The sequence below is a fragment of the Planotetraspora mira genome, from assembly GCF_016863275.1.
Lineage (GTDB): Bacteria > Actinomycetota > Actinomycetes > Streptosporangiales > Streptosporangiaceae > Planotetraspora > Planotetraspora mira.
Genome location: NZ_BOOO01000013.1, coordinates 134,639 through 146,452, shown reverse-complemented (window position 1 = coordinate 146,452; position 11,814 = coordinate 134,639). Strand labels below are relative to the sequence as shown.

The 11,814-nt window shown below is 71.7% G+C and carries 12 protein-coding genes; 6 read left to right on the top strand and 6 right to left on the bottom strand.

Annotated elements, in window-relative coordinates; translation table 11 throughout:
* Positions 1-34: 34 nt before the first annotated feature.
* Positions 35-1,075: a helix-turn-helix domain-containing protein gene (locus Pmi06nite_RS11905; RefSeq protein WP_203952977.1), complete on the top strand. Its 1,041-nt coding sequence runs from the start codon at positions 35-37 to the stop codon at positions 1,073-1,075.
* Here the strand turns inward: Pmi06nite_RS11905 and egtD are convergent.
* The 4 genes from egtD to Pmi06nite_RS11885 are packed head-to-tail and all read right to left on the bottom strand — an operon-like array spanning position 1,056 to position 5,160.
* Complete coding sequence (gene egtD, locus Pmi06nite_RS11900) at positions 1,056-2,015, bottom strand: L-histidine N(alpha)-methyltransferase (RefSeq protein WP_203952976.1); 960 nt, start codon at positions 2,013-2,015, stop codon at positions 1,056-1,058. The two genes, Pmi06nite_RS11905 and egtD, sit on opposite strands and share 20 nt — an antisense overlap.
* 11 nt (positions 2,016-2,026) lie before the next feature.
* Positions 2,027-2,734, bottom strand: coding sequence for an ergothioneine biosynthesis protein EgtC (gene egtC / locus Pmi06nite_RS11895; protein ID WP_203952975.1), 708 nt, complete (start codon positions 2,732-2,734; stop codon positions 2,027-2,029).
* Positions 2,735-4,039 carry an ergothioneine biosynthesis protein EgtB gene (gene egtB, locus Pmi06nite_RS11890; protein ID WP_239113843.1) on the bottom strand — a complete coding sequence of 435 codons (1,305 nt, stop codon included), beginning with the start codon at positions 4,037-4,039 and terminating at the stop codon, positions 2,735-2,737.
* Positions 4,036-5,160, bottom strand: coding sequence for a glutamate-cysteine ligase family protein (locus Pmi06nite_RS11885; protein WP_203952974.1), 1,125 nt, complete (start codon positions 5,158-5,160; stop codon positions 4,036-4,038). The genes egtB and Pmi06nite_RS11885 overlap by 4 nt, the downstream gene beginning before the upstream one ends.
* A gap of 203 nt (positions 5,161-5,363) precedes the next feature.
* Between Pmi06nite_RS11885 and dapD the strand changes: the two genes are divergently transcribed.
* From dapD to Pmi06nite_RS11865, 4 genes are all read left to right on the top strand, one after another.
* Positions 5,364-6,332, top strand: a complete 969-nt coding sequence (gene dapD, locus Pmi06nite_RS11880; RefSeq protein ID WP_203952973.1) for a 2,3,4,5-tetrahydropyridine-2,6-dicarboxylate N-succinyltransferase — start codon at positions 5,364-5,366, stop codon at positions 6,330-6,332.
* Positions 6,333-6,413: 81 nt separating this feature from the next.
* Positions 6,414-6,593, top strand: a complete 180-nt coding sequence (locus Pmi06nite_RS11875) for a hypothetical protein (protein ID WP_203952972.1) — start codon at positions 6,414-6,416, stop codon at positions 6,591-6,593.
* 110 nt (positions 6,594-6,703) lie between these two features.
* Positions 6,704-7,075, top strand: a complete 372-nt coding sequence (locus Pmi06nite_RS11870; RefSeq protein ID WP_203952971.1) for an ArsR/SmtB family transcription factor — start codon at positions 6,704-6,706, stop codon at positions 7,073-7,075.
* A complete protein-coding gene (locus Pmi06nite_RS11865; RefSeq protein WP_203952970.1) occupies positions 7,068-8,153 on the top strand; it encodes a cation diffusion facilitator family transporter in 1,086 nt (361 codons plus the stop codon). The genes Pmi06nite_RS11870 and Pmi06nite_RS11865 overlap by 8 nt, the downstream gene beginning before the upstream one ends.
* A gap of 83 nt (positions 8,154-8,236) precedes the next feature.
* On the opposite strand, the gene Pmi06nite_RS11860 is transcribed toward Pmi06nite_RS11865, so the two are convergent.
* Positions 8,237-10,042, bottom strand: a complete 1,806-nt coding sequence (locus tag Pmi06nite_RS11860; RefSeq protein WP_203952969.1) for a glycoside hydrolase family 6 protein — start codon at positions 10,040-10,042, stop codon at positions 8,237-8,239.
* Positions 10,043-10,284: 242 nt separating this feature from the next.
* Positions 10,285-10,674, bottom strand: coding sequence for a hypothetical protein (locus Pmi06nite_RS11855; RefSeq protein ID WP_203952968.1), 390 nt, complete (start codon positions 10,672-10,674; stop codon positions 10,285-10,287).
* A gap of 158 nt (positions 10,675-10,832) precedes the next feature.
* On the opposite strand from Pmi06nite_RS11855, the gene Pmi06nite_RS11850 reads away from it, so the two are divergent.
* Positions 10,833-11,810: a malate dehydrogenase gene (locus tag Pmi06nite_RS11850; RefSeq protein WP_203952967.1), complete on the top strand. Its 978-nt coding sequence runs from the start codon at positions 10,833-10,835 to the stop codon at positions 11,808-11,810.
* Positions 11,811-11,814: the final 4 nt, after the last annotated feature.

Here is an 11,814-nt window from a genome sequence, read left to right as displayed (position 1 = left end):
GCACCGGTTCACCGCACGATGCAGGATTGGGCCTGTGAAGGAGCTTGCCGGCCGGCTCACGGCACTCGACCCCGACGCCGGCGCGGCGGTCCGGGTGATCGCCTACTTCGATCGGCTCCTCGAGACCCGCGCGGGCCTGGAGGCGCTGGTGCGCGGGGCGGCGGTGCTGGCCGGCTGCCCGGCCCGGCTGGCCGACGAGAAGCGCGGCGTCCACATCAAGGTGGACGCCGACGGCCGGCGGGCCGACGACGAAGGGCCCGCCGACCCCGCGTGGTTGTCCGCGCCGCTGACGCCCGACGGCCCGCCCGCGTTGTGGCTGGAACGCGAGGGACCTGCCGGCGTGGTCGACGCGATGGTGCTGGAACGGGCCGCGGCCTCGATCCGCGCCGTGCTCGACCGCACGCGCGGCAGCGCCCCGGCGGACGCCGCGGGCGACCAGGCCTTAGCCGAGGTCCTGCTGGACGCGTCCGCCTCGGAGACCGCGCGTCTGCACGCGGCCCGGCGTCTCGGCCTCCGCCCCGGCGTCCCGGCCAGGGCCGTGGCACTCGCGGGCGGTCAGGCCCTGATCCAGTCCGTGCCTCCCTCCGGCGCCGCTCCGCCGCCGGGTGACCCGCGCGCGGGCGTCGGCCCGGCGGTGCCCCTCCTCGGCCTCCCGGCGTCCTGGTCGGCCGCGCTCGTCGCCCTCCGGCTGACCGCCGAAGGGACCGAGCAGGACCCCGGACCGCGGGTCGTGCACGCCGACCAGATGGGCGGACTCGCCGTCCTCGCCGCGGCGATCGGCCCGGGAAGCGATCCCATCCCGGACGTGCACGCCCTGGATCGCGCCGCCGCGGCGGCCCCGTGGATGCTGGCCACACTCGACGCGGTCGCCTCCCAGTCCAGCCTGCGCACCGCGGCGACGGCACTGCACATGCACCACTCCACGCTGCAGGATCGGCTGGCCCACGCCGAGCAGGTGCTCGGCTGGTCCGTCCACGGGCCGCAGGGACGGTTGCGACTGCAACTCGCCCTCGCGCTACGGCGCCTGCACCACCACGCGCCTGCGGCAGCCGCCGTCAGCGACCGGCCAGGGTGAGACCGAAGTCGCCCGCGGGGTCGGTGTAGAAGCGGACGACGTCGAATCCCGCGGCGGCCAGTTCGCCCCGAACGCCCTCCTCGCGGAACTTGGCGCTGATCTCGGTCCGCATCTCCTCACCGGGTTCGAAGGCGAGGGACAGGCCGAGGCCGCCCAGCCGTACGGGCATGGCCCTGGTCGCCCTGAGGCGCATCTCGATCCAGTCGTTGTCCTCGTCGTACCGGGCGACGTGCTCGAAGGCGTCCGGCTCGAAGTCGCCGTCCAGCTCCCGGTTGATCACGTGGAGCACGTTGCGGTTGAACGCGGCCGTGACCCCGTGGTCGTCGTCGTAGGCCGCGATCAGCCGCCGGACGTCCTTCACCAGGTCGGTCCCGAGCAGCAGGGTGTCACCCGGCCTGAGAGTGGAGCGCAGCTCTTTGAGGAACACCTCGCGGGCCGCCGGAGGGAGGTTCCCGATGGTCCCACCGAGGAAGGCGACCATCCGCCGTCCCGTCCTCGGCAGCAGCGAGAGGTGGTGCTCGAAGTCGGCGCGGACCGGCCGTACGGCCAGGCGGGGATAGCGGGCGGCGAGCCGCCCGGCGGCGGCCTCAAGGGTGACCGCGTCGACGTCCACGGGCATGTAGGTCCGCAACGTGCCCGAGCCGGACAGCGCGTCGAGCAACAGGACGGTCTTCTCACTGGTGCCCGAGCCGAGCTCGACGAGCGTGTCCGCCCCGCTGCGTGCGGCGATGTCGGCCGCGTTCCTGCGCAGGATGGCGAGCTCCCTGCGGGTCGGGTAGTACTGGTCGAGCCGCGTGATCCGCGAGAACAGGTCGCTGCCGGTCGCGTCGTAGAACCACTTCGGGGGCAGCCACTTGGGCGTGGAGGTCAGCCCGGTGCGCACGTCGTGTTCCAGCGCCTGCCGCAGGTAGTCACCGTGGAGATGGTCGATCAGCGTCATGTGGTCACTCCTCAGTCGATGGGTGTCACGAGCACGCCGTCGGGGGACGCGAGCAGGAGGTTGCGGTCGGGCACGGCCTGCCATCCGGGGCGGTCGTCGAGCGGCTCGCTCGCCACGAGCACGCCCTCTCCGAGATGGGCGTAAAGGGTGTCGCCCCATGCCGTCGCGGCGAGCTCCATCCCGCCGCAGACGAGCAGGTTGAGCCGGGCGGCCGGGTCGGCCTCCGCGGCACCCCTGACGACGAGGGGAAGCGCCCGGGCGAGCGGGATCCCCTCGCGGAGCCGCGCGAACACGGCGGAGGCGAGCCAGGCCGAGTCGCACGCGCTCTCCGCGCCGGGCGCCAGTGGCCGGACGGCCTCTGTCCGGACTCGGCCGTTGTGGCTGAGCAGCCAGATGCCGGCCGCGAACGGTGCGGTGGCGGACTCCTCGATGGGCATGCCCACGGTCGCCGACCTGACGGCGGCCATCAGGCAGGAGGAGCGCGCGACACCGGCGATGCCGGGCAGGTTGGCGTCGGCCCAGATCGGGATCGACCTGCGGTAGCGGACCGGCTCGGGGAGGGAGGGGTCGTACCATCCCAGCCCGAACCCGTCGGCGTTGACGCTTCCGAACCGTTGCATGCGCGGGGCGTACGCCTGCCGGAGCAGCCCCTGATCAGGCTCGAAGATCAGCGAGGACAGGCTCCGCGACGGCCCCAGCCAGGCCGCGTGGCGGCACATCTAATCCTCCGAGCGGGCGCACCGGAACCCGGAGAAGATCTGCCTGCGAACCGGATAGTCCCAGTTGCGGAACGTGGTCCTGACGGCGGAGGGATGGGTGGCCCAGGAGCCGCCGCGGAGCACCCGGTGATCCTGGCCGAAGAAGACCTCGCTGTACTCCTTGTAGGGGAAGCTCCGGTAGCCCGGGTAGGGCAGGAACCACGAGTCGGTCCACTCCCAGACGTCGCCGATGAGCTGCTCCACCCCGTACGGGCTCGCCCCCTGGGGGAACGCCCCGATCGGCGCGGGACGAGCCGCCAGGTGGCCGAGGTTCGCCTGGTCGAGCGTGGGATCGGCGTCACCCCACGGATAGGTTCGCCCGCCGCAGGCCTTCTCCCACTCGGCCTCGGTCGGCAGCCGCCTGCCGGCCCAGCGGGCGTAGGCGTCGGCCTCGTACCAGGACACGTGCTGCACCGGCTCGTCCGCGGGCACGGGCTCCGGCCGGCCGAACCGGGTGCGCCACCAGGTGTCGCCGTCCCTCGTCCAGAAGAGGGGGGCGCGGACGCCCTTCACCTCCACCCACTGCCATCCCTCGGCCGTCCACCAGCGGGGATCCTCGTAGCCGCCCGAGGCGACGAACTCCATGTACGCGCCGTTGCTCACGGGGAACCGGTCGATCCAGTAGCCCGGGAGGTACATCCGGTGGGCGGGCCGCTCGTTGTCGTACGCCCAGGGCGTGACGCCGGCGCCCATCGTGAAGATCCCCCCGGGGATGTGGACCTCCCGGGACGCACCGAGGTTCGGGGAGCGGCCGGGCGGCAGGTCGCCCTCGCGGACCAGGCCGGGCTCCCTGGACAGCTGCAGGGTGGCAAGCATGGTCTCGTCGTGCTGATGCTCGTGCTGCACGACCAGCCCGAAGACGAAGCCTCCCGCCCGCAGCGGGTCCGGGTCGTCGAGATCGACCTTGTCCAGGACGTCGAGCACCCTCCCGCGCACCCCCGAGATGTACCGTCTGGCCTCGTCGGGCCCGAGCAGCGGCAGGCTCGGCCGGGCGTCCCGCGTGTGGGTGAAGGCGTCGTAGAGATCGTCGATCTCCGGCCGCAGCGGGGTGATCCCCCCGACCTCGCGCAGCACCCAGAGCTCCTCGTAGTTCCCGACATGGGCGAGGTCCCAGACGAGCGGGGACATCAGAGGCGAGTGCTGGCGGACGAGCAGGTCGTCGTCGACGTCGGTGTAGGCCAGGGAGCGGTCGCGCACGGCGGCCAACTCGGCGGCGATCTTCTCCTTGAGGGCGGTCACATCAGGGACCTTGATGGAATCGGTCACGCGTACATCTCCTCCATCAGATCGACGGCCGGCGAGCGGCCGGACTCGATGTGCTTGGCGGCGAAGGCGCAGACACGGGCCACCAGCCAGGGTTCGGCCCCCAGCCGGGGAAGCGCCTCGGCCGCCGCCAGGAAACACGCCCCGGCCGCCTCGCGCAGCGCGGGGTCGGCCAGGCCGAGGCGGGCCGCCGGCACCCAGCTGTCGCGCACCGGCGCGGCGGCGTCGAGCGCGACGGCGGCCGCGCGGTCGTCCATGAGAAGGGCGCTCACGACGGCGGCGCAGACCGGCCAGTCGCCGGCTCCCTGGGCGTCGAGATAGCGGATCTCGAGCCAGCCGCGTGGCCGTACGGGCGGGAAGAGGGTCGTCGCGTGGTAGGCCACGTCGTCCTCCTCCGGCGGCCGCCCGGCCACGGCCTCGAAGTCGCGGAACGCCGATCCTGCCGGCACGGCGCGGATGCCGTCGCCGTCCCGGATCATCATGAGCCCGGCGTCCAGCAGGTACCGGGCCCAGTCGCCGGCCGGGTCGCCGCCCGCCGCCGCGGAGGCGGTCCTGGACGGGTCCAGGTTGAACCACACCGCCTGGCGGCCGGACATCCAGCCGTCGGCGGGCGAGTTGGCGAAGGCCGCGACGAGGACCGGCCCGAGCACGTGGGCACGTGCCCACCGCTCCGCGGGGTCGGAGCCTAAATCCACGTTGACCTGGATCGAGGCCGTCGAGCACATCATCGTGAGCCCGTACGGCACGCCGAGGTAGGCCGCCATGGCGTCGTAGCGCGGCTCCCGGAGCTGGCGTTTCGGCGGCCGCAACCGGTCGAGGCCCGCCGCCCCCAGGGTCAGCCCGGCCCCGGCCAGCGCGCGCCGCACGACGTCGACGTCGGCGACGAGATCGGCGACGGCCCGCGGGAGCGGCCCCGGCGGAGCTGAGAGCTCGAGCTGCCCGCCCGGTTCGAAGGTGATCCGGCTGCCGCCCGGCAACGACGGAAGGGCCGCCGTGGTCCGGGCGATGGGGACGTGCTTCGCGGGGACCTCCGCGTCGAAGACGAGGAACTCCAGCTCGACGCCGACCCGGTCGGTGGTGGCGCCACGAAAACACTTCCGCGCGTACGCCTGCACGTCGGTCATTCGCCCCTCCATCGGCGTCCACGCGGATCGCCAGACTCCGCGAATGGCGCAGAACGTTCCGGGGAACGAGTTCTCCCCGGAAGCTTCACGAACTAACCTGAATTGCCATAAAACCAGGGGATTTAGCGGGAAAAAAGAGCACTTCGCCCGGCCGTCCCTCCACGCAAGGCTCTCACCTGGCGATGCCGGTAGCGTTGGGTGCCATGACAGCTATGGACCCCACAACCTCGGGCGCCCACGGAATCGGCCTGGCGACGATCGCGACGGACGGCACCGTCCTCGACACGTGGTACCCCTCCCCCGCTCTGGGCGAGCCGCCCGTCATCGGAACAGAACCGCTCGCGGTGGCCGGTCTCGACGAGGACCTGGCCGCGCTCCTGGGGCCCGACCCCGCCCGCGGCGTCGAGGTCGTGGCGGTGCGCACCGGGATCGCCGACCTGTCCGCGCCGCCCGCCGACGCACACGACGCGTACCTGCGGCTCCATCTGCTGTCCTCCCGCCTCGTACGCCCCCACGGCCTCAACCTGGACGGGCTCTTCGGCCTGCTGGCCAACGTCGTGTGGACCAACCACGGCCCGTGCGTGGTGGAGGGCTTCGAGTCCGTACGGCTCCGCCTGCGCGCCCGGGGGCCCGTGACCGTCTACGGCGTGGACAAGTTCCCCCGGATGGTCGACTACGTGCTGCCCACCGGGGTCCGCGTCGCCGACGCCGATCGCGTACGGCTCGGCGCGCACCTCGCGAGCGGCACCACCGTCATGCACGAGGGCTTCGTCAACTTCAACGCCGGAACCCTCGGCGCCTCGATGGTGGAGGGCAGGATCTCGGCCGGGGTCGTCGTGGGCGACGGCTCGGACGTCGGCGGCGGGGCCTCCATCATGGGCACCCTGTCGGGCGGCGGCAAGGAGATCATCTCCGTCGGAGAGCGGTGCCTTCTGGGGGCCAACTCCGGGATCGGCATCTCCCTCGGCGACGACTGCGTGGTCGAGGCGGGCCTGTACGTCACGGCGGGCACCAAGGTCACGCTGCCGGGCGGCGAGGTCGTGAAGGGCAGGGAGCTGTCCGGCAAGAGCGGGCTCCTGCTGCGCCGCAACTCCACGACCGGCGCGGTCGAGGCGGTCCACCGGGCAGGCACGGGCATCGAGCTGAACTCCGCGCTCCACGCCAACGACTGACCCCTGAGATGTCCCTGAGGCAGCCCTGAACTTGGCCGCCCGCCCTGTGATCGTGGGGCGGGCGGAGCTTACGGTGAAGACATGGGACGCATTCTCCTCATCGCAGCGGCGGTCATCGTCGGCTTCTTCGTGCTCGGTTCGGTCATCTCTCTCATCTTCGGCGCGCTGAAGTGGGTGCTGATCATCGGTGCCGTCGCACTGATCGTGTCCGTCGTCGTCAAGCTGACCCGCTCCGGCGGAAGCCGCGATCACTACGCCTGACCACTCATCCCGGCGGCCGGCCGTGGGCGCCGCGGCCGGCCGGGGCCCGTCCACGCGGCATCATGGGAGCCGCCGGGCCAACCGCTCATTCGGCGCATACCATCGCTCATATGAGCACCTCTTCACACGCACGGGTGGTCGACGCCGACCGGGTGAGCGCCGTCATGGCGTCGCTCCCCCCTGAGACGGCGATCGAGGGCCTGGCCCAGGTCTTCGGGCTTCTGTCCGATCCCGGGCGGCTCCGGCTGATGGCCGCGCTCCTCGAGGGTGGCGAGATGTGCGTCTGCGATCTCGCGGCGGCGTGCGGCCAGAGCGAGTCGGCCGTCTCCCACGCGCTGCGGCTGCTCCGGCTCAACCGTGTGGTGAAGGTGCGGCGGTCCGGCCGGATGGCGTACTACCGGCTGGCCGACTCGCACGTACGGATGCTCTTCGATCTCGGCCTCACCCACGTGACCCACGACGAGGCCGGCTCGCATGACTGATCAACGGGCCGCCCGCGGCCGGGGGCACGCCCCGGGACCCGGAGCCGAGCGGGGACACGGGCCCGGAGACGGGCACGACCACGACACGGCCCACGACCACGACCACGACACCGCACACGACCTCGACACGGCACACGGGCACGGCCACGGGCACGCCGTGCGCTCGGACGCCGACCGGCGCCCACTCGTGGGAGCGCTGCTCCTGATCCTCGGCTTCATGGCGGCCGAGGTCGTGACCGGTCTGCTGGCCGGCTCCCTGGCGCTGCTGTCGGACGCCGGCCACATGCTGACCGACGCCGCCGCGATCGGGCTGGCGCTCGTCGCCATGCGGATCGCCGCACGTCCGGCCAAGGGCGGCTTCACCTACGGGCTCAAGCGCGTGGAGATCATCAGCGCGCAGATCAACGGCATCACCCTGCTGCTGCTCACGGTGTTCTTCGTCGCCGAAGGCGTGCACCGGCTGGTGTCCCCGCCCGTGGTCGAGGGTGCGCTCGTGACCGTGACCGGCCTCGTCGGCATCGTCGTCAACGTGATCGCGGCCTGGCTCATCAGCAAGGCCAACCGGTCGAGCCTCAACGTCGAAGGGGCCTTCCAGCACATCCTCAGCGACCTCTACGCGTTCATCGCGACGGCGGCGGCCGGTCTCGTGGTCTGGCTGACCGGGTGGGCCCGGGCGGACGCCATCGCCGCCCTGGTGGTGGCCGCCCTGATGGCCAAGGCGGGCTGGGGCCTGGTCCGCGACTCCGGACGCGTCTTCCTCGAGGCGGCGCCCACGGGGATGGCGCCCGACGAGATCGGCGCCCGGATGGCGGCGACGGAGCACGTCGTCGAGGTGCACGACCTGCACATCTGGACGGTCACCTCGGGTTACGCCGCGCTCTCCGCCCACGTGCTCGTCGCCCCCGGTTCCGACTGCCATGCCGTACGGCAGGCCACCGAGGCCATGCTGCACGACACCTACGGCATCGAGCACACGACGCTCCAGGTGGACCACGCCTCCCCCAAGCTGCTGATCATCGGCGAGGAGGGCCCGCACTGCCGGGACCCGCACGGCCCCTCCCACCCCGGCGCCACCTGATCCACCTGATCGCAAGGGGGCGGGCCCTGCCGGTGATCCGGCAGGGCCCGCCGTCGTCGGCCCGCTGGAACAGCGGGTGAGGGTCAGGAGACGGGCGGGTAGGCGTTCCGCAGCAGTTCCTGGAACTGCGCGGAGAACCAGTGTCCCGAGACCGGGGCGTTCGGCAGGGAACCGGTCATGCTGTTCCCGTTGCGCTCGTTGCCCGTGTAGGTCGGGTCGCACATGCGGTCGAAGCCCTTGCCCTCGTCGTTCGGGATCGCCGAGCTGGAGCCGTCGGACTCGCCCGGCGGCTTGATCCAGACGTAGGCGTCGAGACCCGCGGCGGGGCTGGAACGCGGGCGCTCACCGAGACCGGCGCCACTCTGGTTGCACCAGTTGCCCGCGTGGATCCTGCGGTCGATGCGCGACTGGTTGACGAAGGTGTTCACGTCGGTCGAGGTGCTCGGTCCCGTCGGGCGTGCTGCGCCGCCCCAGCCGTTGCGGGAGGTGTCGATCAGCATGCCGATCCCGGAGGGGAAGCCGGCCTGCACGAGCCTGGCCCTGAACGCCTGGGCGAAGGAGAGCTCGTCGACGTAGAAGTTCCAGTCGACCCACTTCGACTGCCGCACCGACTGGCCGCCCACCGTGGAGTTGACGGTGAAGTACGGCTCGGTCAGGGCGGAGTAGTTGGCGGTGTTGGTGATGAAGCCGTCGACGCTGGCGTAGCCGGCCGTCGTGCCCCTCGCGGTGGAGGCCATCAGGTCGGCGGTGGGGCCGAAGTTCGTGTCCCAGCCGATCCAGCCGTGGTGGGCGGCGTCGAGGTAGGTGTAGACGTTGGTGATCGCGTGCAGCTTGTTCAGGGCGTACTGGATGCCCTGGACGTAGGCCCCGCTCGACTGCGCCTCCTGGCACTTCGCCACGTTGAGGTTGGTGATCAGGTTGGGCAGCGAGTCGATCTCGATGACGGTGGCGATCCGGAGTTGCGCGTACTTCGGGTCCGCCATGATCGCGGCGATCGGGTCGATGTACTCGGTCTTGTAGCGGTTCAGACCGTTCTGAGCGATGAGCAGCTCACCGTTGGAGGCGAGCGCCGAGCAGTCGCGGTTCGGCAGGTTGTAGACGACGAACTGGACCGTCAGCGGCGCGCTTCCGTTGGCGGCGTCCTGCCTGACCGCCTCGTCCAGGTGCGCCCGCAGGCCCATGGAGGACGAGGAGCCCGCGATGGCCGCGATGCGGTCCAGCCAGACGCCGGTCGAGGTCCTGGAGACCGCGCCGCCGCCGGGCTCCGCCGCCGCCTTGGCCGACCACTCCGGGTTCACATAGCCCGTGGCCCCGGCGTACGGGTTGTCCACGTGCGGCCCGGAAGGACCGGTCGGAGTCGGGGTGGGCGTCGGGGTCGGCGTGGGAGTCGGGGTCGGGGTCGGCGTGGGAGTCACCGTGGGCGTCGGAGTCGGAGTGGAGCCGTTGCAGGCCACTCCGTTGATCTTGAACGACGTGGGCGCGGGGTCGCTGCCGCTCCATGTGCCGTTGAAGCCGACTCCCAGCGAGGCGCCGGCGGCGAGGTTCCTGTTCCAGTCGAGCCCTGTGGCCGTCACGTTCGCGCCGGACTGGGTCCAGTTCGCGGACCAGCCCTGGGTGACCTTCTGGCCGGCGTTGGGGAAGGCGAACGTAAGCGTCCACCCGTTGACCGGGTCACCCACGTTCCTGATCGTGAGGTTGGCGGTGAAACCGCCCTGGCCGGGGCTGGAGGTCCATTCGTTCGAGGCGTAGGTGACGCCGCACGCGACCGCGGCGCTCGCCGAGGTGGCGACGGCCACGGCCATCGTGGCGCCGAGCGCGAGCGCGGCCGCCGCGATCATGCCGCGGCGCACCGGGGAGCGCGCGGCTCCGGGGCGGGGGGTGGATCTCATTGCGTGGGTCCTCCTGGCGAGGTTCGTCAGTACGCTTTGGGAGCGCTCCCAAAGAACGTAGGCACGACCCTCCCCGCCGTACAGGGACCGGTCCGCGGGGACCATGGGACGAGTCTCGCCGACGGCGACCACCCGGCCTCCGAGCAGGACATCCGTGCCGCGCCACGGCAGGAGCCCCCTCCGGGCCCCGTGAAAGTTTCAGATTCGACGTCCGCGCCGGGCGTGCACGGCCCGGCACGGACTCAGCTCCTGGGCGCTCCCGGGTTGAGGGCGAGCCATCGCCAGCGCGGCCCCTGCGTGACGGCCGCTGCCACGACGAGGATCCAGACGAGCACGGCGACCACCGGAGGCCAGGCGAACCACGAGGCCACCGCCGCGGCGGCGAACTGCAGCAGGACGAGGAGGATCACCACCCACCCCGGGACGGGGACGATGACCGAGGCCTTGTCCCCAGGTGTGGAAAACAACGTCGGCAGGCCGATCAGCACCAGGACCGAGACGAGCGCCAGCACCACGGAGTGGCTCCACAGCGCCCACGGTGTCGCCACCCACGCCACCAGTTCCGTCGCGAACCGCAGAGTGGCGCCGAGCCGGGGATCGGGCGCCTCACCACCGGGGGAGAGACCTTTCACCCTGAGATCATGTCAGGGTGCGTGAGACGGGCTTCATCGGCCTCGCGGGGAGTTCCGGCCCGGCGAAGGCGTGGCGCGCTACGGACACCTCAGCACCGCCTGCGGGCCCCCGGGCGAGTAGCATCCGTGAGTCATACTTATCGCGAATGGGGATCGTCATGACCGTCAAAGTGACCGTCACCGGCGCGGCCGGCCAGATCGGTTACGCGCTGCTCTTCCGCATCGCCTCAGGCCAGCTCCTGGGTGCCGACACCCCGGTGACGCTGAGCCTGCTGGAGATCCCGCAGGCGGTCAAGGCCGCAGAGGGCACCGCGATGGAGCTCGACGACTGCGCGTTCCCGCTGCTGCGGGGCATCGAGATCTCCGACGACCCGGCCAAGGCGTTCGACGGCGCCAACGTCGCGCTGCTCGTCGGAGCCCGGCCTCGCACGGCGGGCATGGAGCGGGGCGACCTCCTCCAGGCCAACGGCGGCATCTTCGGGCCCCAGGGCAAGGCGATCAACGACCACGCGGCCGACGACATCCGCGTTCTGGTCGTCGGCAACCCCGCCAACACCAACGCCCTCATCGCCCGGTCGGCTGCGCCCGACGTCCCCGCCGAGCGGTTCACCGCGATGACCCGCCTCGACCACAACCGCGCGCTGTCGCAGCTGTCCGCCAAGCTCCGCGTCCCGGTCTCCGAGATCAAGAAGATGACGATCTGGGGCAACCACTCCGCGACGCAGTACCCCGACCTCTTCCACGCCGAGGTCGGCGGCAAGATCGCCGCTGAGCAGGTCGAGGAGGAGTGGCTGCGCGACACCTTCATCCCGACGGTGGCCAAGCGCGGTGCGGCGATCATCGAGGCCCGCGGCGCCTCCTCCGCCGCGTCGGCGGCCAACGCCGCCGTCGACCACGTCCACGACTGGGTGAACGGCACGCCCGAGGGCGACTGGACCTCGGCCGCCATCCCCTCCGACGGCTCGTACGGCGTGGCCGAGGGCATCATCTCCTCGTTCCCCGTCGTGTCGAAGAACGGCCGCTGGGAGATCGTTCAGGGTCTGGAGATCGACGCGTTCTCCCGTGGCCGCATCGACGCCTCCGTCGGTGAGCTGATCGAGGAGCGCGACGCCGTCAAGGAACTCGGTCTGATCTGACCGG

Coding starts and splice junctions, on each gene's coding strand:
- egtD (WP_203952976.1), bottom strand. CDS start 2,015: ATGACGCTGATCGACCATCTCCACGGTGACTACCTGCGGCAGGCGCTG.
- egtC (WP_203952975.1), bottom strand. CDS start 2,734: ATGTGCCGCCACGCGGCCTGGCTGGGGCCGTCGCGGAGCCTGTCCTCG.
- Pmi06nite_RS11885 (WP_203952974.1), bottom strand. CDS start 5,160: ATGACCGACGTGCAGGCGTACGCGCGGAAGTGTTTTCGTGGCGCCACC.
- dapD (WP_203952973.1), top strand. CDS start 5,364: ATGACAGCTATGGACCCCACAACCTCGGGCGCCCACGGAATCGGCCTG.
- Pmi06nite_RS11875 (WP_203952972.1), top strand. CDS start 6,414: ATGGGACGCATTCTCCTCATCGCAGCGGCGGTCATCGTCGGCTTCTTC.
- Pmi06nite_RS11870 (WP_203952971.1), top strand. CDS start 6,704: ATGAGCACCTCTTCACACGCACGGGTGGTCGACGCCGACCGGGTGAGC.
- Pmi06nite_RS11865 (WP_203952970.1), top strand. CDS start 7,068: ATGACTGATCAACGGGCCGCCCGCGGCCGGGGGCACGCCCCGGGACCC.
- Pmi06nite_RS11860 (WP_203952969.1), bottom strand. CDS start 10,042: ATGAGATCCACCCCCCGCCCCGGAGCCGCGCGCTCCCCGGTGCGCCGC.
- Pmi06nite_RS11850 (WP_203952967.1), top strand. CDS start 10,833: ATGACCGTCAAAGTGACCGTCACCGGCGCGGCCGGCCAGATCGGTTAC.